Origin of the sequence: Myxococcus sp. AM011 (assembly GCF_013372595.1) — a bacterium.
Taxonomy (GTDB): domain Bacteria; phylum Myxococcota; class Myxococcia; order Myxococcales; family Myxococcaceae; genus Myxococcus; species Myxococcus eversor.
Map to the genome: position 1 here is coordinate 1 of NZ_JABXEM010000058.1, position 24,462 is coordinate 24,462.

At 68.9% G+C, this 24,462-nt stretch carries 21 protein-coding genes; 3 read left to right on the top strand and 18 right to left on the bottom strand.

Annotation, left to right across the window (positions count from 1 at the left end):
• Positions 1-37: 37 nt before the first annotated feature.
• From HUW62_RS14650 to HUW62_RS14670, 5 genes are all read right to left on the bottom strand, one after another.
• The gene (locus HUW62_RS14650) at positions 38-1,822 is read right to left on the bottom strand and encodes a monovalent cation:proton antiporter-2 (CPA2) family protein (protein ID WP_176434796.1); all 1,785 of its coding nucleotides are present in this window, start codon (positions 1,820-1,822) and stop codon (positions 38-40) included.
• Between the two features lie 135 nt (positions 1,823-1,957).
• Complete coding sequence (locus HUW62_RS14655) at positions 1,958-2,341, bottom strand: DUF4150 domain-containing protein (RefSeq protein WP_176434797.1); 384 nt, start codon at positions 2,339-2,341, stop codon at positions 1,958-1,960.
• A gap of 53 nt (positions 2,342-2,394) precedes the next feature.
• Positions 2,395-3,420 (bottom strand): DUF2169 domain-containing protein, encoded by a 1,026-nt coding sequence (locus HUW62_RS14660; RefSeq protein ID WP_176434798.1) that lies wholly within the window; start codon positions 3,418-3,420, stop codon positions 2,395-2,397.
• A 28-nt stretch (positions 3,421-3,448) separates the two neighbouring features.
• On the bottom strand, positions 3,449-4,735 hold the full coding sequence (locus tag HUW62_RS14665; protein ID WP_176434799.1) for a TIGR02270 family protein: 1,287 nt from the start codon (positions 4,733-4,735) through the stop codon (positions 3,449-3,451).
• 10 nt (positions 4,736-4,745) lie between these two features.
• A complete protein-coding gene (locus tag HUW62_RS14670) occupies positions 4,746-5,219 on the bottom strand; it encodes a DUF6484 domain-containing protein (protein ID WP_176434800.1) in 474 nt (157 codons plus the stop codon).
• A 195-nt stretch (positions 5,220-5,414) separates the two neighbouring features.
• Between HUW62_RS14670 and HUW62_RS14675 the strand changes: the two genes are divergently transcribed.
• On the top strand, positions 5,415-6,479 hold the full coding sequence (locus HUW62_RS14675; protein ID WP_255203436.1) for a beta-ketoacyl synthase N-terminal-like domain-containing protein: 1,065 nt from the start codon (positions 5,415-5,417) through the stop codon (positions 6,477-6,479).
• A gap of 18 nt (positions 6,480-6,497) precedes the next feature.
• Here HUW62_RS14675 and HUW62_RS14680 read toward each other — a convergent pair whose 3' ends face one another.
• The 3 genes from HUW62_RS14680 to HUW62_RS14690 all read right to left on the bottom strand — a co-directional run bounded on the left by HUW62_RS14680 (position 6,498) and on the right by HUW62_RS14690 (position 9,018).
• Positions 6,498-7,064 carry a DUF1629 domain-containing protein gene (locus tag HUW62_RS14680; RefSeq protein WP_176434801.1) on the bottom strand — a complete coding sequence of 189 codons (567 nt, stop codon included), beginning with the start codon at positions 7,062-7,064 and terminating at the stop codon, positions 6,498-6,500.
• Positions 7,065-7,079: 15 nt separating this feature from the next.
• Positions 7,080-7,982 carry an AHH domain-containing protein gene (locus HUW62_RS14685; protein ID WP_176434802.1) on the bottom strand — a complete coding sequence of 301 codons (903 nt, stop codon included), beginning with the start codon at positions 7,980-7,982 and terminating at the stop codon, positions 7,080-7,082.
• A 160-nt stretch (positions 7,983-8,142) separates the two neighbouring features.
• Positions 8,143-9,018 carry a class I SAM-dependent methyltransferase gene (locus tag HUW62_RS14690; protein WP_176434803.1) on the bottom strand — a complete coding sequence of 292 codons (876 nt, stop codon included), beginning with the start codon at positions 9,016-9,018 and terminating at the stop codon, positions 8,143-8,145.
• 75 nt (positions 9,019-9,093) lie between these two features.
• Here HUW62_RS14690 and HUW62_RS14695 point away from each other — a divergent pair, with 75 nt between their 5' ends.
• Together HUW62_RS14695 and HUW62_RS14700 are read left to right on the top strand one after the other, a co-directional pair.
• The gene (locus HUW62_RS14695; RefSeq protein ID WP_176434804.1) at positions 9,094-9,522 is read left to right on the top strand and encodes a helix-turn-helix domain-containing protein; all 429 of its coding nucleotides are present in this window, start codon (positions 9,094-9,096) and stop codon (positions 9,520-9,522) included.
• A 98-nt stretch (positions 9,523-9,620) separates the two neighbouring features.
• Positions 9,621-12,047: an arylsulfatase gene (locus HUW62_RS14700; RefSeq protein ID WP_255203437.1), complete on the top strand. Its 2,427-nt coding sequence runs from the start codon at positions 9,621-9,623 to the stop codon at positions 12,045-12,047.
• Positions 12,048-12,103: 56 nt separating this feature from the next.
• On the opposite strand, the gene HUW62_RS48730 is transcribed toward HUW62_RS14700, so the two are convergent.
• From HUW62_RS48730 to HUW62_RS14750, 10 genes are all read right to left on the bottom strand, one after another.
• Entirely contained in the window at positions 12,104-12,322 is a 219-nt protein-coding gene (locus tag HUW62_RS48730; RefSeq protein WP_255203438.1) for a hypothetical protein, read from the bottom strand.
• A 168-nt stretch (positions 12,323-12,490) separates the two neighbouring features.
• Positions 12,491-13,135: a helix-turn-helix transcriptional regulator gene (locus tag HUW62_RS14710; RefSeq protein WP_176434805.1), complete on the bottom strand. Its 645-nt coding sequence runs from the start codon at positions 13,133-13,135 to the stop codon at positions 12,491-12,493.
• Positions 13,136-13,192: 57 nt separating this feature from the next.
• Positions 13,193-14,674: a potassium/proton antiporter gene (locus HUW62_RS14715; protein ID WP_163870962.1), complete on the bottom strand. Its 1,482-nt coding sequence runs from the start codon at positions 14,672-14,674 to the stop codon at positions 13,193-13,195.
• Between the two features lie 34 nt (positions 14,675-14,708).
• Positions 14,709-16,397 (bottom strand): ATP-binding protein, encoded by a 1,689-nt coding sequence (locus HUW62_RS14720; RefSeq protein ID WP_176434806.1) that lies wholly within the window; start codon positions 16,395-16,397, stop codon positions 14,709-14,711.
• A gap of 100 nt (positions 16,398-16,497) precedes the next feature.
• Positions 16,498-17,559 (bottom strand): chemotaxis-specific protein-glutamate methyltransferase CheB, encoded by a 1,062-nt coding sequence (cheB, locus tag HUW62_RS14725; protein ID WP_163870960.1) that lies wholly within the window; start codon positions 17,557-17,559, stop codon positions 16,498-16,500.
• Positions 17,556-19,796: a response regulator gene (locus HUW62_RS14730; protein WP_163870959.1), complete on the bottom strand. Its 2,241-nt coding sequence runs from the start codon at positions 19,794-19,796 to the stop codon at positions 17,556-17,558. The genes cheB and HUW62_RS14730 overlap by 4 nt, the downstream gene beginning before the upstream one ends.
• Positions 19,796-21,439: a methyl-accepting chemotaxis protein gene (locus HUW62_RS14735; protein ID WP_176434807.1), complete on the bottom strand. Its 1,644-nt coding sequence runs from the start codon at positions 21,437-21,439 to the stop codon at positions 19,796-19,798. Before HUW62_RS14735 ends, HUW62_RS14730 begins: the two co-directional genes overlap by 1 nt.
• Positions 21,436-22,038: a chemotaxis protein CheW gene (locus tag HUW62_RS14740; RefSeq protein ID WP_163870957.1), complete on the bottom strand. Its 603-nt coding sequence runs from the start codon at positions 22,036-22,038 to the stop codon at positions 21,436-21,438. The genes HUW62_RS14735 and HUW62_RS14740 overlap by 4 nt, the downstream gene beginning before the upstream one ends.
• A complete protein-coding gene (locus HUW62_RS49665; protein ID WP_176434808.1) occupies positions 22,038-23,828 on the bottom strand; it encodes a CheR family methyltransferase in 1,791 nt (596 codons plus the stop codon). Before HUW62_RS49665 ends, HUW62_RS14740 begins: the two co-directional genes overlap by 1 nt.
• A complete protein-coding gene (locus HUW62_RS14750; protein WP_163870955.1) occupies positions 23,825-24,298 on the bottom strand; it encodes a chemotaxis protein CheW in 474 nt (157 codons plus the stop codon). The genes HUW62_RS49665 and HUW62_RS14750 overlap by 4 nt, the downstream gene beginning before the upstream one ends.
• Positions 24,299-24,462 lie beyond the last annotated feature (164 nt).

The window sequence follows — 24,462 nt, forward strand, 5'->3', positions numbered from 1 at the left end:
GGGCGGGCCTGTCCGGGGACTCCACCCAGGCGGTGGTTCAGGCGGACTTCTTGGCCTCGGCGTCGTCCTGTTCGAAGAGGCTCTCCAGCTCCCTGCGGGCGCGGGCGGCGGCCTCCACGAGCTTCTGTTCGTCGCGGTGGAAGCGGGCCGTCTCGCGCAGGAGCTTCTCGTCGTGGTCCTTCAGGCGCTCCATGACGCGGTGGCTCTCGGAGAAGGTGAGGCCCATCGTCTGGAGGATGTCGCCGCCCATCTCCACGCTGCCGGCGAACGTCTCGCGCATCACGTGTTCGATGCCCAAATCCAGCAGTTGGTACGCGTGCACGCGGTTGCGGGCGCGGGCGAAGATGGTGAGGTGGGGGAAGTGCTCCTTCACCGTCCTGGCGGTGCGCATGGAGGCCTCGACGTCGTCGATGGCGAGCACGAAGACGCGGGCCTTGTCGGCGCGAGCGGCGCGCAGCAGGTCGAGCCGGGAGGCATCGCCGTAGAACACCTGGCTGCCGAAGCGCTTCATGAAGTCGATGTGCTCGGGGCTGGCGTCGATGGCGGTGAAGGTGATGCGCTTGGCGCGCAGCAGGCGGCCGACGACCTGACCCACGCGGCCGAAGCCGGCGATGATGACGGGGTGGTCCTCGTCGGGGGCGACGTCGTACTCGCGGGCCTGCGTCTTCGCCTGGAAGCGGGGGCGGCCCCAGCGCTCATAGGCGACGTAGAGCAGGGGCGTGGTGGCCATGGACAGGCCCACGACGACGACGAGCAGGTCCGAAAGCTCCGTGGACATGACGTGGAAGGACACGGCGAGGGCGAAGAGGACGAAGGCGAACTCGCCGCCCTGGGAGATGACGACGCCCAGGCTGAGCGCGGGCTCGTTCTCCTTGAGGTTGAAGCGTCCCAGTCCGTAGAGCACGGCGCCCTTGATGGCGACGAGGCCGATGACGAGGCCGGTGATGAGGCCGGGGCGCTCGATGATGAGGCCCAGGTTCACGCTCATGCCCACGGCGATGAAGAACAGGCCGAGCAAGAGGCCCTTGAAGGGCTCGATGTCGGCTTCGAGCTCGTGGCGGTACTCGGACTCGGACAGGAGGACGCCGGCGAGGAAGGCGCCCAGGGCCATGGAGAGGCCCACGGCGTTGAGGAGGGCGGCGGTGCCGACGACGACGAGCAGCGCGGTGGCGGTGAAGAGCTCCTGGCTGTGGAAGGACGCGACGGCGCGGAAGAGGGGGCGCAGGAGGAAGCGGCCGGAGAGCACGACGCTGACGAGGACGACGAGGACCTTGAAGCCGGTGCGCCAGCCGGGCTCGGCGGAGGCGGCGTCGGTGTGGCCGAGCAGGGGCAGCAGGGCCAGGAGGGGAATGACGGCCAGGTCCTGGAAGAGGAGGATGCCGAAGGCGAGGCGGCCGTAGCCGGTGGTGAGCTGGTTGCGTTCGGCGAGGAGCTGGAGGGCGAAGGCGGTGGAGGAGAGGGAGAGCCCAAAGCCGGCGATGACAGCGGTGCCGAGCGGCAGTCCGAAGAGGAAGCAGGCGGTGGCGAGCAGCGCGCCGGAGATGAGCACCTGGGCGCCGCCCATGCCGAAGACGGAGTGGCGCAGGTTCCACAGGCGGGAGGGCTGCAGCTCCAGGCCGATGACGAACAGGAGGAGCACGACGCCCAGCTCGGAGAAGTGGAGGACGTTCTCCACGTCGCCGATGAGCTGCGCGCCGGAGGGGCCGATGATGGCGCCGGCCACCAGGTAGCCGAGCACCGAGCCCAGCCCGAGCCGCTTGAACAGCGGGACGGACACCACCGCGGCACCCAGGAACACCAGCGCCTGATGCAGGAAGGACATGACCCGCTTCCTCGCACGGACGGCGGGGCGCGAGCAATCCCGGGTGGTTGCCACGGGCCACTGCAGCGGTGTCTGGAGTCCTCGGCAACTCAGCCAGGGTATTGCGCGCTGCGTGCGGGCCCTGAGGTTGCCGACCTACCCCATGGTGTTCTTCTTGTTGTGGAATAGCGGGTCCCCGAGCCGGCAGACGTTCTTCCCCTCGAACTTCACATCGAACGAGTACAGCATGAATTCCGCGGGCCCTTGGGTCGAACTGCTCACGACGCCTCCGCCGGCGGTCCCAGCCTCATCACCTGACGTCGACTTGTATTGCGCACCCTTGACCATGGGCATCTTGCCATTGACCGTCACCTTCTTCGGTCCCTTGCTCGCATCTGAAGACTTGCCAATGTTTGGATAAGGGATGGGCACGGGCCCTCCCGGGCTGGGCGTCTTGCACACATCTGGAAAGACGATGCTCTGCCCGCCTCCATCCTCTGTCGCAATCCCTCGCCCATTGGCGAAGACCTTGGTTCCCATCTCGTTCTTCTCGGGTGTTGCCCGTCCGCATCGCCGGACATGGACATGTCTGACTATCCCTGCACTCCCTCCAGGGCTTTTACCCCGAAGCGTACTTCCTGAATCTTCAGTGAGCGCTTGTCGCAGTTCACGGCCCCGCGCCATGTGAGGCTTATCTGTCTGGCGTCCGGCTCCAGCAACACGGTTTCCAGCCGGAGGATTGGGCGTTCCAGTGTCCCGCCGATGCGCGCCTCGACTTCCCACTCACAACAGGGCAGCGCGAATCGATGACTTCCCTGGGGCGACACGTTCAGGAGCTCCACCCCTTCGCCTCCCTTCAACCCCTCGTGTGCCCATAAGGGTGGAGGCGCCACCTGGAAGAAGGCCGGACGGAAATCCACCGGAAGATAGGGGGCGCGGGTCGACTTCCAGGCCGCGCCGTAGGTTCCCGCACACCCCTTTCGAGGTTGCCAGGACGGAGCTATCGGGCCCGGGGCCATGGGAGTTGGCGTGTCCGAGATTCCGCGGATGGGGTTCTCGGGGTCCTCGAGATTGGGCAGGGCGCGTCCCTTCATTTCCGAAGCGCTGCGCCTTCCCCTGAAACCTCGGCCCACGGGATTGCGTGCTTCACCCAGCACCTCTCCACCCTCTGGCGCATGAAGGCCTCCAAAAGCCCTCTCCCAAACGAGCGGCATCGTCACGAAGGGTTCCGGAGATGATGCCGTGGGAGAAAACACGCCCCCTTGCCAATGGCGATCCCCGAAGACCTGAATCACTTGCCGAACAGGCCCCACGCGAACGGAGGCCCAACACGTGTCGACGGGCTTCCCGCGCGGTGCGTGAGCCGAGCCTTTCAACAGGACATCCGTCCCTGGCTTCAACAGATGTGCCTCGGTCGCACTCTTGAGGCTCGATTGCCCCGGGACGCCCCAGTGCTCATCCGCGAGCACCAGTGGTTGCTGCTTTGACGCAATGGACAGGTGATTCCCCTCCAGCTCGAACGTGGCCTTGACCACCACGTAAAGCGTGTCCACCCCCTGCTCATCTGGGAACAGGAACAAACCCGGCACAAAAGGAGATTCGTTGCGGAGCTGGAGCATGGGATACCAAGGACCCTCGACCCGAGGTTCATCTCCATTCGAGGCGGCGAAGGGGGAGAGCCGCGGCCTTTGCCTGTGTCAATGCGGCGTACTGAGTGCGCGTCCAGGCCCGAGTCGGGACGAAGAGTCTTCGGCGGGTGTGTAAATCCAAAACTCGCGCCAGCACGTGCCGACGTCTCAAGGGGCCTTGCTCCAGTGCTTCGAGGAGCACACCTGCCTGGAAGGGCTGCCCCCTCGAATAACGAATTTTCCCGTCGAGGTTCGCACGGTTCGTGTGCCACCAGCGGGCGACGGATTCGGCATCCGGCACGGGAAGTTCGTCCTCGGGTCGCGGCACGAGGTCCGCATCGAGGTCCTCCTGGTTGAGGGGAATGGGCTCTTCCAGGGGCTCTTTCGGGGGCACGGCATATGTTCCTTCCAGTCGCAGCCCTGAGATGGCGCCAAAAGCCTCTCCCGCGAGCCGGGCCACCTTCAGATTCGAGTCCCCCATCCATTCCAGGCAGGCGTCCGCGGCGGCAAGCCGTCCACTGAACCCGAGTGCCCACAGCGCTTCCATGCGCCTTTCGGGCACATGCAGCAGCGAGAGCAACAGCGCCAGCTCCGTCTGCTCACATCCCAGCGCCCAGAGAATCATGGGTTCACGGGCGTGGTCGTCCCCCTTCTCCACGGCCTTCTGGCAGGCAGTCCATGCATCGCGAGTCCCCATCGCCATCCCCCACTCGATGGCCGCATCGCGAATGTCCGGATGAGCGGAGACAAGGGCGTGCATGAGTGCTTTTCGGGGAGTCGAATCCGACAGGTCGCGGCTCCCTTTCATGGCGGCGATACGCGCTCGCGAGTCATCGCTCGCGAGGAATGGCACCAACCGGGAGTCCTCGATGTCACTTCGGGCGACGAGCACCTCCAACGCCGTAGCGGTCACGTCCAGGTCGTCCGAGGATAGCAGTGGCTGCAGGATGTTTCCGAGTCGTGACTGGTCGCAGAGCTCCAAGGCTCTCCGCACGGCGGGGCGCTGGGCCAGACTTGCACCGCGCACCAGGGCCAGCACTCCTTCGGGTACTGCCTCGACCAACAAGGCGTAGGCCGCGACGCTGGCGTGCCAGTCCTCTTTGGAATCCAGCCCTGGATGGAGAAGGACCTCTGCCACGTCCTCCCCGCCTTCCGCCAGCCCATCCAAGTGGGCCAGCAGCCGGACTTCCAGCTCCGCCAGCTCCGAGAGGTCATGGTCCGGCGCAAGCAGGGCTCGCTCCCATCGCCCCCAAAGCCAGGTCGCCTCGTCGAGATGCTCCTCGAATACGTCCTTCATGTATCGCATGGTCGCGTGCTCAGCCGAGCTGGATTGACCCGCCCTTGATGCGGTTCACTCCTTCGGACTGCGTCTCGACATAGGTTCCCTTGATGATGATCTTGCCGTTACGCCGCAGCGTGATGCTCGCCTTGCCGCACTGGAAGACCAGCTCATCTCCTCCTTTGATGACATGAACCGGAGAGGTCGGGTCCGCGGTCGCTGGTGGGGCGGATGAAGGAGGGGGAGGCCCCAACGAAACGATGATGGGGAGCTGGGCATGCCCGTCCTCGAAGCGCAGCTCGACCCGCCGTCCACTATCGATGAAGGCACGCAGCGTGCTCGACTCAAGTGGAATCGTCTTGCGAGCGATTCTGGGTCCTTGCGTGTTGCCAATGAAATCCACGAGAGGCTGCCCTTGCTCGTTCATTCCGACGATGCGGCCCTCGCGACCCTCCCAGATGCACTCATCCGCTTCTTCTTTGACAAGACCACTCCCCAGCTTCGTGGGCATTGGCGAGGCCATGAGTCCTGGTTCGTTGGCAAGGGTGTGCTTCAGGCAATACGTTACCATCGCATCGGTTGTCAGACAAAACACGCGGAATGCCTGCTAAGAGAAAGCCGGCGTTGAACCCTGTCATCTGGAGGGTGGGTCGGTGTGGCTGGGATGCGCACCGCTGTCCACTTGGGCCAGGGGAGTCGGAATTCCATGAACGAGATTGCAGACATCCTGTCCATTGGAATGACCACGCCGGTAGGACTCACGGCCGGAGCCTCGGCGGCGGCCGTGCGCGCGGGCATCTCCCGCGTGAAGCTTTCCCCCATCCAGGACAGCAAGCTTCAGGCCTTGCGTGCGGCCTTCCTGGAAGACGAATACCTGCCGCCGCTGAACAAGGGACTACGGCTCGATGAGCGCCCGCTGACGGCCCGCTACCGGCGGATGCTGCGGCTGGCGACGCGAGCGCTCCAGGAGGCGTGTCCTGACGGTGACGTTCCTCCCCTGTTCCTGGCTCTGCCCGAGACTCCGAACCCGGAGGAACCCATCGGTGCTTCCTTCCTCGAACACCTGTCCGTGCAGTCCGGCGTGAAGTTCGACCTGCCCCAGAGCCGCCTCTTCCCTCTGGGAAGGGCTGGGGGGTTGGTCGCCATGGAGAGCGCCTGCCAGTCCCTGCGCGAAGGGCGCTTCCGCACGGTGCTCGTGGGCGGTGTGGACACCTACCTGGACCTCCGCTTGCTCGGAGCCTTGGAGATGGAGGGCCGGCTCCTCGTGGAAGGCGCGCTCGAGGGGTTCATTCCAGGGGAAGGGGCGGCCTTCCTGCGCCTTGGAACATCCTGGGAGGCGCGGCGACGGAAATATGTTCCCCTGGCGCGGTTGCTGGCGCTCGGTCAGGACAAGGAACCGGGGCATCTCTACAGCCAGGAGCCGTACCGGGGAGAGGGGCTTGCCCGAGCACTGGGGCGGCTTTTCGCGGCCAGTCAGGCGCACATGCCAAGGGTTCGCAGCGTGTACGCCAGCTTCAACGGTGAGAACTTCTGGGCCAAGGAGTGGGGTGTGGCGCATCTTCGCCACAGCCAACACTTCGAGGAGCACCTGCACCTCGAGCATCCCATCGAGTGCACGGGAGACCTCGGCGCCGCGCTCGGCCCCATGATGTCGGGCCTCGCGGCCCTGGGGCTCGACAAAGGTTACCGAGCAGGACCCATCCTCGTGTGGGCCTCTTCGGACCGGGAGAGCCGAGCCGCGGTGCTTCTGGGAGAGGCACGCGGAAGCTGAGTCCGGGCACGAGCCTGTTCAGGACTCCTCGACCTCGATGGCGGAGATTCCCCAGCCGCCCGTCCGGGGATGGTCCTGAAGGGCATCAATGACACGCTCACTTGCCAGGAGCGTCCCCATGTTCTCAGCCAACCGGAACAAATCGAAGGGGCGCGCCTTCTTCCCATCCACCACGAGTTCCGTGAAGCCAGCGAAGGGCGTCCCGCCTGGAGAACTCATGATTTCGGTATACCTTGACTTCGACATGTCCGCTGCCGCCACCAGTCCGAGGACGTTGATGGCGAAATATCCACGCCATTGAGCACCTGTCCCCTGGCCCTGGATGGTCGCCTCGAAGCACTCGAAGTTGTCCACACCAATCCGCCTGAGGAGTTCCACGAGGTCGGCGGACCACACCGGAATGGACGCTCCAAGAAAGGCCTTGGGTGGGTTGGCTTGAGTGAAGTTCGACTCGAAGATGAGAGGGCGCGGAAGCGGCTCGATGATTCGCGCTCCTCCCAGGAATGTGGTGCCAAACCCCGGGAGAGAAGGGTCTTCCCTGATGCCAGCGGTCGCGTAGATATCGGGTTCGAGTCGGAAGAACATGCGCGCTTCCTCGGATTACAATGAACGAATCTTCTTGGATTTGAGTGCCTGGCTCCGCCGCATGGCGTGTGCTGAAATGAAGTACGTCCAGGACGCGGGGCTCGACAGTTGAATCTCGTTGCGAATCCATCCGGAAATGAGGTCCAGCATCTCATTGACCCGCCAGGCGGGGTCATAGGGAGGTTTCGATGGCTTCGCCTCGCAAAGAGAGCACACCTTCGACCAGGCCACGATTCGATTGTCGAGTTCGGTCAGTCGCTTCGACACGACACTCGGGTAGCTCTCAGCGGAGCCTTCCTCATTGGTAATGGCATGTTTGCCGTAATGGAACTGGCCCTCCGTCTTCATGGCGAAGTCGGCAATCTCGTTCTTCTCCCGTTGCGTCAGCGCGTCGGGGTGGGGACTGGGGTGCGCATCACGCTCCCAGGGGCGCTCCGGGGTGCGGCCACGGAGCTTCTTGACGTTCTCCGGAGCGGATGCGAGCCAGGCACCGTTGTCCGAGTTGTTGATGGAGTACCCCGTATCCTTCTTGATGGCTTTCCCCTTGCGTATCCATCTCTCGATGGGGTGTCCGTCCATCACCTTTGCATCGCTTTCCGATTTGAGCAGGCGTTGCTTGCCAGGGATGAGGTGATGGGCTTCGTACGAGTAGGGACCGAATTCTGGATGCGATAACGGAGGCGATGGCCTGGGCTGTGCCTTGGATTTCGCCTGCCGCTGCTCCCCTCCATCCTTGGGCCTTGCTCCCCCCTGTTGTGACGGGAGTTCGTCCGGAGCCACCATGATTTTCCCGAGCACCGTACCTGTGGCCTTCGCACCAGGATGACTGACGAAGTCCTCGTCCTTCGCCGCAGGACAGAATGGGCATTTCTCCGGGTGATGAGCGGATGCCTGTGAGATGATCTCTCCCATTTCCATAAGCGCGCACCTCCATCCGAGTGCACCCGTCTGTCTAGTCCTTCAAGAGCCTCTGGGTCCAGCGGGGAGGAGGTTTGGCGGAGGCCGGACATGAAGCCTGTTGTGCGAAGCTGGACGACGTCAGTGCATGGACTCATACCCTGCACAGGTCGTCGCGGCGTCACCGGCTTTGGTTGGGACCCGATGACGCGGCGGGCGCACGCGCGGTAATCCACCAGCAGGCCGCGGTGAAGCGGACCTCTTCTCCTTGCACGAAGGTCTCGAAGGCCGCGCGCACCGCGCCGAGAACCCGCGTGCGAGTCTGCTCATCCGCCCCTTGAAGAAACGAGCCCACGGGGCCGAGCCGACTCAGGTAGCGGACCAGCTCCTTCTCGGGGAAGGCGCAATTCACATCGATGGGCCGCAGCTCGACGTCAGCCCAACCGCTCTGCTCCAGGAGGGCCTGGACGCGGCTCGGGTCCGCGAACGCGAACTGCCCTGGCCCGTCCGATTTCCGAACGGGAAGCTCTGGCAGCAGTGGCGCAGCCGCGCGCTCGGCCGTGGTCATGAACGGATTCTCCGAGCCACTCCGCCAGGCGATGAACCTGACCTCGCCACCCTCCCTCACGGCCCCTCTCAGATTCGTGAAGGCCCGGACCGGGTCGTCGAAGAACATCACACCGAAGCGCGAGATGAGCACATCGAAGCTCGCGGGCTCTAACACATGGCTCTGCGGGTCGCCGTGGACGAAGCGCGCCGGCGTACCGTCCTGCTCGGCCCGTGCCCGTGCGACGGCGAGCATCGGCTCCGAGATATCGATGCCGACACAGCGCCCCTTGGCTCCCAGCTTCCGAGCGACAGCGAGTGTGGTCGCGCCCGTGCCACAGCCGATGTCGAGCACCCGTCCTCCGGAGTCCGGGGACACCGCCGCGACGAGCAGGTCCTCGAACGGCTGGAACATCCCATCCAGCACCTCCCGCAGGTCGACCCAGGCGTTCCCGGAGGTGCCGTTCCACATCTTCGACTGCTCGTTCTCGGGCGCGTTCGTGGCACTCATGCGTGTCTCCTTCGACTTGCCTTCAGGCAGCGGAAGCTCAACTGTGCCAGTTCAAGTCGACTTGAGGTCAAGCGGGTGAGAGACCTGGACATCACGGAGGTGGCGCGGCGGTCCGGCGTTCCCGCCTCGACACTCCGGTTCTACGAGGCCAGGGGACTGTTGTCCTCCACCGGCCGGCGCGGTCTGCGCCGACTGTTCGCTCCTGACGTACTGGAGCGCCTGTCGCTCATCGCCATGGGCCGCGCCGCTGGCTTCTCGCTGGAGGACATCGCGCGCATGTTCGCGCCGGACGGACGCCTGCGCCTGGACCGGAAGCTGCTCTCGGCCCGGGCGGACGAGCTGGACAGGACGATTCGAGAGCTCAGCGCCATGCGCGATCGCCTGCGCCACGCCGCCGTCTGTCCCGCGCCCAGCCACCTGGAGTGCCCCACCTTCCGCCGCATCCTGCGCTCCACCGCGCCGGCCGCGCGAAGCAAGCGAACACCCCCGAAACCACGGCGTTAGTCCGCACCCTCCGCCCGCTCCCTCGAACGCCCGCGCCACCGGGACGATGCCGAAGCGCTCGCGCCCTTTCACCTTCAGGCGGTGCCTGGGAGGCCCGCATGAGCAAGGACAAGCGCAAGAAGCAGGGCGCCAACGGTGGTGGCGGGGGCGTGAAAGCGGACACGCCGATGAAGACCTATCGGGAGGGAGAGCGCTTCCCGGGCCGCATTGGTCGCACGTACGAGGAATCCGAGCCGGCCTTCCCGATGCCGCCCAAGGCACCGAAGGACGCGCCCAACATCCTCTACGTCATCCTGGACGACGTCGGCTTCGGCTGGTGTGAGCCCTTCGGCGGCATGATTCGCACGCCCACGCTGATGAAGCTGGCCAGGCAGGGCCTGCGCTACACGCACTTCACCACCACGGCGCTGTGCTCGCCCACGCGCTCCTGTCTCGTCACCGGCCGCAACCACCACTCCGTGGGCATGGCCAACATCACCGAACTGGCCACGGGCTTCCCCTGCTACAACGGCCGTCAGCCGCAGGACAAGGCGGGAGTGCCCGCCATGCTCCATCAACACGGATACACCAGCTACTGCATTGGCAAGTGGCACAACACGCCGTCCGAAGAGACGACCATCGCCGGGCCCTATGACCGCTGGCCCACGGGCTCCGTCTTCGGCTTCGACCGCTTCTATGGCTTTCTCGGGGGCGACTGCGACCAGTGGGAGCCGAAGCTCTTCCTGGACCGCGAGGCCGTCGACCCGCCAGCCACGCCCGAAGAGGGCTACCACCTGTCCGCGGACCTGGTGGACCGGGCCATGAGCTGGATTTCGCAGCACCACTCGGCGGACCCGGCGAAGCCGTGGCTGACGTGGCTCGCGCTGGGGTGCGCGCACGCGCCCCACCACGTCGCGCCCGAGTGGGCGGACAAGTACAAGGGCCAGTTCGACATGGGCTGGGACGCCTACCGCGAGAAGGTGCTGGCCCAGCAGAAGAAGCTGGGCATCATCCCCGAGCACTCGAAGCTCGCGCCCATGCTGGAGGGCGTGCAGAAGTGGGACTCGCTCTCCGCCGACGAGAAGCGCCTCTTCGCGCGCATGGCGGAGCTGTACGCGGGCTTCATCGAGCACGCCGACGCGCAGCTCGGCCGGCTGATGGAGTTCCTGGAGCGCACGGGGCAGCTCGACAACACGCTGGTGTTCGTCTTCATCGGGGACAACGGCTCCTCCGGTGAGGGCACGCTGACGGGCCTGTTCAACGAGCAGTCCGTGGCGAACAACGCGCAGGAGACGGTGGCTCGGAACCTGGCGCGCATCGACCAGTTCGGCCAGCCCGGCTCGTACAACCACTACCCGGTGGGCTGGGCCATGGCTGGCAACACGCCGTTCCAGCTCTGCAAGCAGTACACGCACTTCGGCGGGGTGAGAAACCCGCTCATCGTCCACTGGCCGCGCGGAATCGAAGCCAGGGGCGAGCTGCGCACGCAGTACCACCACTGCATCGACATCGTCCCGACGATTCTGGAGGCGATTGGCGTGGAGGAGCCCCGCTTCATCAACACGGTGCAGCAGGCGCCCGTCGAGGGCTTCCCGATGAACTACTCGTTCGACGACGCGGAGGCGCCGACCAACCACGCCACCCAGTACTTCGAGATGCTCGGCAACCGGGGCCTGTACCACGACGGCTGGAAGGTCGTGACGTACCACGGGCGCAAGCCGTGGGAGAACAAGGCGCGGTGGAGCTTCGACGAGGACCACTGGGAGCTCTACAACGTCGTCGACGACCCCACCGAGTCCAACGATTTGATGAAGGGCCGGGACCGCGCCAACCTGAGCGACCCGATGGTGAAGAAGCTCATCGAGATGGTGGGCATGTGGTGGGCGGAGGCGGGGCGCTACCAGGTGCTGCCGCTGGATGACCGCTTCCAGATGCGCGCGCTGGGCCGCGCGGGGCTCTACGCGGAGCGCGAGCGCATGACGTATTACGAGGGCGCCGTGCGCATCCAGGAGTTCGCCGGGCCGGACACGAAGAACCGCTCCTGGGAGATGACGGCGGAGGTGGAGGTGCCCGCGGGCGATGCGAATGGCCCCATCGTCGCGCTCGGCGGAAGCTCCGCGGGCTTCACGCTGTACCTCAAGAAGGGCGTGCCGGTGTTCTGCTACAACTTCCCCGGACCCGAACTCACATACATCCGTGGCAAGGAGGCGCTGAAGCCCGGCAAGCACTTGCTTCGCTACGAGTTCGAGAAGACCGGACCGGAGCCCTTCGGCGCGGGTGGCACGGGGCGGCTCTACGTCGACGGGAAGAAGGTGTCGCAGGCGCCGATTCCCCGGACGGTGCCGGTGGGCTACTCGATGGATGAGACCTTCGACGTGGGCTGGGACAAGGGCACGGCGGTGAGCCCCGAGTACCCGTCCAACTCCCGCTTCACCGGCCGCGTGCTGCGCGTGGACTTCGACCTCAAGCCGGACTTCCACCCGGACCACGCGGACCCGGCGAAGAAGGCCGAGGCCCGCTTCCAGCACGAGATGATGCGGCAGTAGCGCGCCGGAACGAGCAACGCTCCCGGCCCGCCGCGCCGGGAGCGTCACGCTTCACGTCACTTCAGACAGACGGCCTCGATGTTGTTGCCGTCGGGGTCCTTCAAGAACGCGGCGCAGTACGTGGGGCTGTAGTCGGCGCGCACGCCGGGCCTCCCGTTGTCCTTGCCGCCAGCCTCCAGTCCGCTGGCGTGGAAGCGGTCCACGGCGGCGTGCTGCGAGGCGCAGAACGCCAGGTGGCTGCCGGGCCCCGCCGTGCCTTGCGTGGGTAGAGCCACAGCGCGGGCTCCCCCGGAGGACCGAAGCCCGCGCTCGAGTCGTCCCGCGAGCACAATCCAAATCCCAGGGGCGCGAGCGCGGCGGTGTAGAAGCGCACGCTGGCGTCCAGGTCCTTCACCTTCAATCCGATGTGGTCGAACACGATGACCTCTGTGTGAGAGAGGCCGTCACCGTACGGGGCGAGGGGCGAGTCGCTCTTGGAGGAAATTGCGCTCGCCGCGGGCCGCCTGGCGGAAGCGTCCGGGAGACACGCCCGCCGCGCGGTGGAAGGTGCGCACGAAGTTGGAGAGGTCCCCGAAGCCCACGTCGAAGGCCACGTCGGTGATGGAGCGCGAGTCATCCGCGAGCAGCCGCGCCGCATGGCGCAGCCGGGAGCGCGGCACGTACTGGTGTGGCGTCACGCCCACGACCTTGTCCATCCCCAAATCACTCGAGCCCTCGGCGGTGGCCTGGGCCAGCTCCCCGAGCACCATCAGCTCCGGCAGGGGAGGCACTCCGCCGCTGCGCCAGCCCTCGGGCGAAAGCCCCATCGACTCCAGCAGCGCCGGGGCCAGCTTGAAGGACAGGCACTCATCGCCGCGGAGGTGCTCGTGCGAGCACATGTACTCATCCCCGGGGTGGCCAATCAGCAGCGAGCCCGCGACGAGCTCGAAGGCCTCGCCGCGCGTGCGGTAGCAGAAGGTGCCCTTGCGCACATAGGCCACGGAGAAGGCGCGGTGCTGCTCGACGAAGGGCGCGTCCTCGGGGCCGGCGTCGCACCGGAAGTCCGTCACCTGAATCGACTCACGCTCCAGGATGGTCGAGGCCCGCATCGCCGGCCCAAGCCAATGGCGGGGCCGTACCCGGGCAACGGAAAGCCACGGACGGGGCTACTCGTCCTCCTGCTGGCCGAAGAGCAGCCGCAGCAGGGCCAGGTCCTCGGTGTGGCCAATGACATACACGTGGTCCCCCTGCTGGAACACGGTGTCGCCCTTGGGTGCGACGAGCTCCTGGCCTCGCACCAGGAGCATCGCGGAGGAGCCCGGGGGGAAGGGCAGGTCCGCCAGCCGCTCACCCGCCACGGCCGAGGCCTGGTGGATGTAGAACGAGCTGACCTCGCCCTTGAGGAGCTGGGTGGAGGCGATTTCGAGCACGGCCTGGGGCGGCTCGGGCACGTTGGCGGCAAGTCCCAGCTTGCGCGTCACCCACGGCACCGTGGCGCCGGGCACCAGCCCGTTCACCACCACGATGAAGAACACGATGTTGAAGATGTCGCGCGCCCCCTCCGTGCCGGACAGCACCGGGAAGGTGGCCAGGATGATGGGCACCGCGCCGCGCAGCCCCACCCACCCCGTGAAGACGATTTCCCCCAGGGGGAACTTGAAGGGCAGCAGGCACAAGAGCGCCGCCAGCGGCCTCGCCACGAAGGCGAGGATGAGGCCCAGGACCAGGCCCACCCAGGCCACGTCGATGAGGTTGCGCGGATACACCAGCAACCCGAGCACCAGGAACATCAACACCTGGGACAGCCACGCCAGCGCGTCATGCACGCGCAACAGTCCGGTGCGGTAGCGGATGGTCTCGTTGCCCAGCGCGATTCCGACGATGTACACGGCCAGGAAGCCGCTGCCGTGCAACAGCGTGGGCAGGCCGAAGGACAGGAACGCCAGCGCCAGCGTCATCACCGGATACAACCCCGCCACGCGCAGGCGCAGGCGCTTGAGGACCAGCCGCGCGCCCCAGCCCATGGCCAGGCCCAGGCCGGCGCCCACCACCATCTCCACCAGCGCCGCTCCCACCAGCTCCCAGCCGGGAGCCTTCCCGCTCGCCAGGCTCTGCGTCAGGCCGATGGTGAGGATGACGGCCATGGGGTCGTTGAGCCCCGACTCCAGCTCCAGCGTGGTGCCCACCCGCCGCTTCAGGTGCAGCCCGCTGCCTCGCAGCACGGAGAAGACAGCCGCCGCGTCCGTGGAGGAGACGATGGCGCCCAGCAACAGCGCCTGCGTCCACCCGAAGCCGAACAGGTAGTGCGTCGCCGCGCCCATCAGCGCGGCCGTGGCCACCACGCCCACCGTGGCCAGCGCCGCCGCCGGGCGCAGCGCGGAGTGGATGGCCGCCAGCGGCGTGTTGAGGCCACCGTCGAAGAGGATGAGGACCAGCGCCACCGTGCCCAGGCGGAAGGCGAAGCTGTAGTTGTCGAACGCGATGCCGCCGGGCCCATCCGAGCCCGCCAACATGCCCACGCCCAGGAACAGCAGCGCCACGGGGATGCCGAAGCGTCCGGACGCGCGACTGAACAGCACGCTGAGCGCGAGCAACGCGCCGCAGACGGCGAGCAGGAATGCGGTGGGAAGCGGCTCGGTGGTGAGCATGTCCGGGGAGGACTCTACTCGCCCCCGGAGAAACTCAGGCGTCCACGCGCGATGACGTGCGAGTGGAGTGGGTCGCGGAGGACAGGGGCAGCGTGAAGGAGAAGGTGCTGCCCTCGCCCGGCGTGCTCCGGGCGTGGATGCTTCCGCCGTGGGCTTCGACGAGCCCCTTGGCGATGGCGAGCCCCAGGCCCGTGCCCCGGCTGGCCGCGTCGCGCGCCTGCCAGTACCGGTCGAAGATGTGCGGCAGCGCCTCGGCGTCGATGCCCGCGCCCGTGTCCCTCACGTGGAAGCACACCTCGCCGTTGCGCACGACGGCCCCCACGTCCAAGTCCCCTCCCGCCGGGGTGAACTTCACCGCGTTGCCCAGGAGGTTGCCCATCACCTGGAGCACGCGAGTCCGGTCGCACCGGGTGCGCACGTCCTCGGGCGGGGGCTGGGGGTGCAGGTGCAGTCCCTTGGCCTCCGCGAGGGGCCGGATGGACTCCATCGCCTCCGCGACGAGCCCCGCCACCGAGTGCTCACCCAGCTCCAGCGGCAGCCCGCCCGCCTCCAGCCGGCCCCAGTCCAGCAGGTCCGAGATGAGGCGCGACATCCGGTCCGTCGCGTCCTGGATGCGCGTGGCCTGCTTGGTGACGATTTCTCCACCCGGCCGCGCGCCCGGCCCGCGCAGGAGCAGCGCCGCGCCCAACTGCACCACGCCCAGCGGGTTCTTCAAGTCGTGCGAGACGACGGCCAGCAGGTCCTCGCGCGCCCGAGCGGCCCGGCGCGATTCGCCCACCAGCCGCGCGTTGTCGATGGCCAGGCTTGCGCGCAGGCACAGGTCCTCCGCCAGCGCCAGGTCATCCGGTCCATACCGCCGCCCGGAGCCCGAGGAGACGAACGTCACCGCGCCCAGCGTGTTCCCGCGCGCGCGCAGCGGGATGATCATGTACGAGCGCGCCTGGAGCGTGCGCAGCAGGGTGGGGTGCGCGGGCTCCGCCGCCGCCGCGCGCAACAGCGAGTCCGTCACCGCGGGCACCAGCTCCGGCTCCCCGGTGCGCAGCACGCGCAGCAAGCCCACCGGCGCGTCGTCGCGCTTCTCGATTCGCTGGGGCAGCGCGCTCGCGCGCTCCTGCTGCGTCGGGTCCAGGCACGCCACCGCCACGCGGGACACGAAGGGGCCCTGCTCCAGCGCGTCCACCAGACACCAGTCCGCCAGGTCCGGCACCGCCAGGTGCGCCAGCAGCGTGTACATGCCGTGCGGATCAGGCGGATGGGTGAACAGCGTCGTCATCGCCTGGTACAGGAACGAGCGGCGGCGCTCGGCCTGTTCGACCTCGGCCCGCGCGGCCTGCTCCAGCTCCAGCGCGCGCGAGTACACGGCCTCCGCTTCCGTGAGCGGCCTCGCCGTCACCAGCACGGTGCGGGCGCCACCCTCGGAGGGCAGCGGCGTGAGCACCAGGGCGTGGCGGCGCAGCCCCGCGTCCACCGGCCACGGCAGCTCCACCGTGACGGCGTCGCCGCGAGTCGAGGCCTGCACCCGCGCCGCATCCAACCGCGCGGCATCCTCCAGGGGGACGCCCAGCTCGCCCCAGTGCCGGCCCACCAGCCCCTCCGGCCCCTGGCCGAACGCCCGCGCTCCCGATGTGCTGCACGCCAGGATGCGGCCCGTGGCATCGAGCACGTAGGCCGGGTCGGGAAGCGCCGTGAAGGCGCCGAGGAAGGAAGGCAGGTGGGTACTCATCGAGGTGCGGGGGGCTGACGGGATATTGACATCGCTCGGCCCCAAGGCCATTCCGGACCCGTCAGGCCCCTCTCAAGGATTCAGTACTGGATAATGTGTCTCACCCCGGCTGCGTGTCTGCCCGGACGGCGAGCAACACCCGGGAAGGCAGGGCGGACAGGGAGACGACCTCGTCGGCCAGTCCCGCGTTCACCACGACGCCAGGCATGCCGAAGACGACGGAGGACTCCTCGTCCTGGGCCAGCACCCGGCCTCCGGCCTCTCTCAGCTCCCGCGCCCCCTCCAGGCCGTCCTGTCCCATGCCGGTGAGGACGACGGCCAGCCCCTCCGAGCCGTGCGCGCGCGCCACCGAGCGGAACAGCCACGTCGCGGACGGGCGGAAGCCGTTGACGGGCGCCGCCTTGGACACTTGCGCCCGGCCGTCCTGGACGCCCAGGTGCCGGTCATCCGGCGCCAGGTAGACGTGCCCTGGCAACAGCAGCTCGCCCTCCTCCGCCACCCGCACGGGCAGCGGGCCGGCCGTGGCCAGCCAGGACGCCAGGCCCTGCCCGAAGCCGAGCGCGATGTGTTGCACCACCAGCAGCGGCGCGGGGAAGTCCGCGGGCAGCTCCGACAGGAGCCGGAACAGCGCGGCCGGCCCCCCCGTGGACGCGGCCAGGGCCACCACCGCCGTCCGCGACGTCTGCGCGCGGGGCGCGGGCTTGGGCGCGGGCGTGGCATGCGGGGTGCTCCGGTCCGGCCAGCGGCGGACGACCTTCACCTCGGCCATGGCCTTGAGGGTGTCGCGCAGGCGGCGGCTGTCCGCGTCGAAGTCCGGAGTCTCCGGGCCCAGGGGCTTCTGGAGCACCGCGAGCGCGCCGGCCCGCAACGCGGCCATGGACGTCTGGATGTCGCGCTCCACCAGCGTGGAGACGACGACGACGGGCGTGGGCACCTCCGTCATGATGCGACGGGTGGCCTCCAGGCCATCCATGCGCGGCATCTGGATGTCCATCGTCACCAGATGGGGCCGCAGGCGCTGGGTGAGCTCCACCGCCTCCACGCCGTCCCTGGCTTCTCCCACCACGCTCAGCGCCGGGTCGGCGCGGAGGATTTCCACCAGCAGCCTGCGGGCGGTGGGCGAGTCCTCGGCCACCACGATGCGCAACGGTTCGGTCCTCATAGCAGTCGTCTCAAGGTCTCCAGCAGGCTCGTGGGGTCGAAGGCGCTTTTCACAAGATAGGCACTGGCGCCAGCTTGCAGCCCGCGCGCCTTGTCCTCCGGGCGGCCCCGGGCGGTGACGAGGACGACCGGCAGCCGCGCGAAGCGCGGGGAGGCACGCACGGCCTCGGTGAGGGCGATGCCGTCCATGCGCGGCATCTCCACGTCCAGCACCAGCGCGTCGGCGCCGCCCGCCTGCAGGCGCTCCCAGGCCTCGGCTCCGTCGGCGCAGGGCACCACGTCGTAGCCCGCGCCCTCCAGGATGCTCTGCTCCAGCGCGCGCGTCGTGGGCGAGTCGTCCGCCAGCACCACGCGCCGGCGCGCCCGCTGGGTGGCCGGGGCGGGGAACAGCGCCGTGGAAGGACGCCCTCCCGCGGCCCGCACCAGCGACACGGGGTTGAGCAGGAGCGACAGCCGCCCGTCCGGCAGCACCGCCGCCGCGGACACATGGCGGGCGCGGCGCACCCGGGGGCCGAGCGCCCGGACGAGCGCCTCCTGCTCCTCCAGGACTTCATCCACCACCAGCGCGGCCCGCGCGGTGCCGGCCGCGAGCACCACCGCGCTCCGGCGCTGACGCGGAGGACCCGGAGTCAGCCCCAGCACGTCCGCCAGCGAGGCCAGGGGCACCAGCGCGTCCGGGGCCACCCACGTCGGGCGGCCCTCCACGTCGCGCACCTCCTCGGGCGCCAGCCGCACCAGCCGTGCCACTCCCTCCTGGGCCAGCGCGAGCGTCTGTCCTCCCGCGGACACCAGCAGGACGCGCAAGGTGCTCAGCGTGAGGGGCACGTCCAGCGTGAAGCGCGCGCCCTTCCCGGGCCAGGTGGTCACCTCCACCGTGCCGCGCATCGCCTCCACCTCCGTGCGCACCACGTCCAGGCCCACGCCCCGGCCCGCGACCTCGGTGACGCGAGTGGAGGTGGACAGGCCGGAGTGGAAGGCGAGGCGCGCGGCGTCCTCGTCGTCCTCGGGCACGTCGAGTCCCCGGGCCTGTGCGCGGGCGCGCAGCGCTCCCACGTCCAACCCGCGCCCGTCGTCCTCCACCGTCACCTCCACGCGACTGCCGCGCAGGCGGGCCGACAGCGCGACGCGGCCCTCCTCGGGCTTGCCCGCGCGGACCCGCTCCTCGGGGGACTCCATTCCGTGGGCCACCGCGTTGCGCACCAGGTGGAGCATGGGTTCGCGCAGGGACTGGAGCAGCGAGCGGTCCAGCTCCAGCGCGCCGCCGTTCACCTCCAGCCGCGCCTTCTTGCCCTCGGAGCGGGCCACGTCGCGCGCGGCGCGCACCAGGCCCTCGCAGCCCTCCAGGAAGGGCAGGGTGCGCGCGCGGCGGACCTCGTCGTCCATGCCGGTGGCCACGCCACTCAAGGTCCGCTGGTCCGCGGCCAGCTCGCGAGTCACGCGCGCCAGCTCCTTCTCGGCCTTGCGCAGCGAGCCCTCGGCCTCGGTGCCCTGCACCGCCTCGCGCATGCGCGCCAGCTCCTCGCGCACGCCCTCCAGCGTCTCCGTGCGTCCCTCGAGTCGCAGCGAGGCGACCCGAAGCTCGCCACTGCGCGACAGCAGCGCGTCCAGCTTCTGCGCGGACACCCGCACCGGCAGCGTCGTCTCCACCGCGGGGCCCACGGGCGCGTGCTCCGGCGCGGAGGGCTCGGCCGCACGCGAGGGCTCGGCCGCGCGCGAGGGCTCGGCCGCGCGCGCGGGCTCCGATGTCGAGGTCCTCGCCGCGCGAGTGTCCTCCGTCGTCCGGGTCCTCCCGGTGCGCGCCGTGTCGGAGGACGCGGACGGACGCGTCGTCGCCTCGGACGGGCCCGCCGCGCGCTCCAGGTCCGGCAGCAGCTTCTCCAGCGGAGAGCCGGTCAGCTCCTGCTTCGTGGCGAGCCGCCGTCCCGCGTCGTCCAGCGCGTCCACGGTGGAGAAGCACAGTTCGTACAGCTCCGGCGCCGCGGTGCGCCCGTCGCGCAGCGGCTCCAGCACCTCCTCCAGCCGGTGACACGCCGTCTCCACCAGCATGGCGCTGGCCGCGCGCGCGGCGCCCTTCACGCTGTGCAGCGTGCGCAGCAGCGAGGCCACGCGCTCGGCGGCGCGCGACGTGCCCTGCTCCCGCTCCAGCGCGAGCAGGTCCCGGTTGAGCGAGGCCACGTGCCCCTCGAGCTCCTCGAGGAACGTGGCCAGCAGTGCCTGGGCGAGCCTGTCGCGGTCCATCAGCGCCCGTACTCTTCGAGCAGGTTCTTGAGCTTCTGGCCCATGGAGTTGATGTCCTGCATGGCCCGCTCCGTCTGGCGCGAGGACATCAGGCCCTGCTGGGTGGCCTGGTTGACGTCATGCATCGCCTGGCGAATCTGGGCGATGCCGGTGGCCTGCTGGTTGGCGGAGGCCGCGATTTGCGCGGCGGTGAGCGACGCCTGGGCGAGCAGATCAGACAGCGTCTGGATGGTGGAGCCCGCCTCGGCGACGATGCGCGTGGTCGTCGCCACGCTCTTGGTGCCTTCCTCGGTGGTCATCACCGCGCCGTGCGTGGCCTTCTGAATCTGTCCCAGAATCTGGCGCACCTGCCCGGTGGCCTTCTTGGACTGGTCCGCGAGCGCCTTCACCTCGGCGGCGACCACGGCGAAGCCCCGGCCGTTCTCCCCGGCGCGGCTGGCCTCGATGGAGGCATTGAGCGCGAGCATGTGCGTCTGCTCGGAGATGTCATTGACGGTGGTGATGATGTCGCCAATGGCCTGCGCCTGCTCGGCGAGGGCGAGGATGCGCGAGGCGATGGACTCCACCTGCTCGCGCACGGTGCCCATGGAGGAGACGGCCTCCTCCACGGAGCGCCGCCCGCTGCGGCCCACCTCCTCGGCGTGACGGGCGGACTCGCTGACGTTGCGCGCGCGGCCGGCGGCCTCCTCGGACGTCTTGGTGATTTCCTCGATGGTGCTCACCGTCTCCGTCACCGCGCTGCCCTGCTCCTGCGCTCCGGCCACCTGCTCCGTGGTGCTGGCCAGGATTTCGGAGCTGGCGCCCGCGAGCTGATTGACGAACTCCGCCACGGTGCGCAGCGTGTGCTCGCGCTGCTCGGACTGTTTGGCGATTTGCGCCTCGGACTGCTGGCGGCGCTCGGCCATGGTGTTGAAGGCGCGCGCCAGCTCCGCCGTCTCGTCGCTGCCCCGGATGTCGATGCGATGGGTGAGGGCGCCCGCGCCGAGCTTCTCGGTGCCCTCCATGAGCTTGCGCAGCGGGACGGTGATGCTGCGGGTGACCACGTAGCTGCCGGCCGAGACGATGAGCAGACCCAGGACGGTGCAGATGCCAAGCACCCACATGATTTGTCGCGCGGAGGACTCGGCGGCCTCGGAGTGCTCCGTCCACCGCTCCTGCTCCTCCGCGAGCATCTCGTTGATGAGATCTCGAATCTGGTCCATCAACTGCCTGCCCCGGTTGTTGCGGACGATGACCAGCGAGCCCTCCAGGCCCTTCTCGCGGCGCTGGCGGATGCCCTCCTCGAGCAGGGCCAGGCGGCCCGTCACCAGCGGCTCCAGGCGCACCATGCGGTTGCGTTGCTCGGGGAAGGGGGCCATGGCGTCGCGCAGCATGTTGATGTCTTGCTGGAGCGAGGCGAGGGCCGACTGGTAGGGCTCCAGGTACGGGTCTTCGCCCGTGAGCAGGAAGCCGCGTTGGCCCGTCTCCGCGTCGATGAGCAGGGCGCGCACCTCGCGGACCAGGCGGAAGTTCTCGTGGGCCTTGAGCAGCCCTTCAGTGGTCTCATTCAGTTGACGTGCGCCCTGGAAGGCGACGGCCGCCAGGACGAGCAACACCATCAACGACAGTCCGAAGCCGATCGTGATGCGGTTCCCGATGTTCATACGACTCCTTCGTCGGACAAATCGAACACGAGGCGACTGTCACCCAGCAGTGCCTCGCCCTCCAGCATGAGTGTTCCCGTCCTGTCCGCCGCGAACACCAGCTCGCCGGCGGGGCCCGCGGGGGCGGGCAGCAGGTCCTGACTCGACACCTGGGTGACCTCGTGGACTTCCTCGGTGCGCACGCCCAGCTCGGGCCGGTTCGTTCCCAGCACCAGCAGGGGCCCCGGGCTGTCCATCGGGGGGCGGCCGAACAGCGGTGCCAGCTCCACCACGGGGAGGACCTCGCCGTGGAGCAGGGTGAGCCCGCGCAAGGCCGGAGGCGCGCCGGGCAGCGGCACCACGTCCACGCTGCGGACGACCTCCAGCACGAAGCGGGACTCCAGGGCGTACGTCTGGCCGGCGGCGCGAAAGCGCACCACCTCTCGCAGGGTGCCCGGGGCGACGTCGGGCGCGGGAGGGCGGCTCAGCGCGCGGGCGCGCTCGTCGAGCAGCGCGGCCTCCTCCTCGGGGGTGAGGGCGCCTTCCGCCTCACGGGAGGACTCGAGCTCGGCGAGTCGCGCGCGGATGTGCTCCCAGTTCATTCCTTGGGGTCCGGCCATCAGGAGGTCTTGCCTTCAGTCAGGGGAAGCTCCATGCGGAGGCGCTCGTCGCGTGCGGCGCGAGCAAGGTCCCGGGCGAGTTCCCCCTCCGCGAGCGGGAGGGGGGCTTCGGGAGGAAGGGCATTACAGAGGGCTTCTGCTTCGCGCAGGGCCTTGAGGGCGCCCTCGGTGTCGCCGAGTCGACGCAGCACGCGTCCCAGGACGAGCCATGCCACGGCGAGGGTGGGCTCCAGGTAGAGGGCCTGACGGACGGAGCGCTCGGCGTCGGGCAGGCGTCCCTGGCCCAGCAGGAGCAGGGCCTCCAGGTAGCGCAGGCCGGGGACGAGCGGATGGCGGGAGGCGGCCTCGGCGCTCGCGTAGATGGCGGCCTGTGCGTCCAGGTTCGCGATGGAGCGCACGGCGGCGGTGGCCGTGTCGGGGTCGGCATCCAGCGCGCCCATGCGAAGCGCGGCCTCGCGCCAGTCTCCCCTGTCCAGGGCGCGGCGGGCCGCGGCGAGCTCGGAGGGGCTGGGGCCGGAAGCCGCGCCCGTCGTGCCCGAGCGAGGAGCGAAGCCCGGCGCACCCGAGCCACCGCCTGAAGCCGCGCCCGAGCCAGGCGTGAAGCCCGGCGTACTCGTGCCAGCGCCCGAAGCGGTGCCCGAACCTGGAGCGAAGCCAGGCCTGCTCGTGCCACCACCAGCAGCCGAACCTGAGCCGGGCGCGTTCGCGCCAGCGCCCGAAGCAGTGCCCGAGCCAGGAGCAAAGCCGGGTGTGCCCGAGCCGAGCCCGGACGCCGAGCCCGGCGCGCCTCCCACGGTTGTTCCCGAGCCGAAGCGCGCGTGGCCAGCAGCGCCGCTCTCCGTGGCGGTGCGTGCACCGACTCCATGGGGGGCACCCATCTCCTCGGAGGCCGTGCCGCCGGGAGGCGCCGTCATCCGTCCCCGGTCACCGAACAGCGACGCATCGGGGACGGCCACGGTGGTGCCGGGCGGGAGGCGTCGGTAGAACACGCCCCATTCGGTGAGGATGGGCTCCAGCGGAGCGAGTCCCCCGAGCGGCGGGTCCGAGGGCCCGGTGAAGAGCACCCCTCCTTCACCCAGCGACGCATGGAGGCGGCGAGCCACGGCCTCGATGGTGGAGCCGTTGAAGTAGATGAGGACGTTGCGACAGAAGACGACGTCCAGCTTCCAGATGCCCGACTCGGGCGAAGGCCACGTATCGAGCGCGAGGTTCAGGTAGTTGAACCGCACGCGCTGCTTCACCTCGGGAGACAGGACGTACTGCCGACCCTCGGGCCGCAGGTGGACCCGCATCCGCTCGGCCCACGGGCCCCGAAGGGACCATTCGCCATAGTGCGCGCGGCGAGCCCGAGCGAGCGCGGTGCGAGACACATCAGTGGCATACACCGCCATGTGTTCGCCCCAGCCCTCGTTCATCAGCAGGGCCGCCATCGAGTACGGCTCCTCGCCGGAGGAGCAGGCCGCGCTCCACATCTTCACGGTGTAGTCCGGGCCATGCCGTTCGCGGAGCTCGGGCAGCACGACGCGGCGGAGGAACTCGAAGTGTTCGGGGGTGCGGAAGAAGTACGTCTCGCCGATGGTGAGCTCGGTGAGGAGGTCATCCATCGCGGCGGAGTCGGAGGTGATGCGCGCGCGGTACTCGTCGAAGTCACTCAGGCCGGCGCGAGCCATGGCGCGGGAGATGCCTTCCTCGGCGGAGGCGGGGCAGCTCGGCGGCGCGAGGCCCGCGCGCTCCTCGACGAGGGCGAGCACGGCGGGGAAGCCCTCATGGCTCCACGGCCCTTGTCTCACGCGCGCTCCGGCGGAGCGGCGAGCGCCGCGTCCAGCTCCAGCGCTTCGGCTTCGGAGAGAAAGCCGCGCAGGTCATGGACCAGCACCAGTCCGTCCTCCAGCTTCGCGGCGCCCGCCACATAGCCCACGCCGGGCAGCTCGCCCGGCGTCTCGTCCCACTCGCCCGGTGCGAGCACTCGCAGGCCCTCGGCGCGGTCCACGCGCAGGGCGACCTGCCGCGAGCCCGCCTGGGCGATGATGATGTGGTCGAACGCGGACAGGGGGCGGGCGGTGTGCCGGAAGCGGCGGCGCAGGTCCAGCACGGGGAGCAACTGGCCGTGCAGGTTGAGCAGTCCCTCCACGACATCGGGGGCGCGGGGCAGCGGAGTCAATCGCACGGCGCGAATCAGCTCTCGCACGTCCTCCATGGGGAGGCCGTAGCGCTGACCTTCCAGGGTGAACAGCAGGACTTCTCGCGGAGCGGGAGCCATGTAGGAGGGACATAGACGCTGTCCTGCGGGCTGTCGAACCCGGCGTGGTCCCCGCATGGCGTCTGTCCACCAGTCCCCACTGGCGCGGGGAGTCCCCTGTCGCGATACATGTTTTTCGGCTTGCGGAAAGCCGCGGGAGTCGGCCGTTCCCCAGCGCCCTGGGT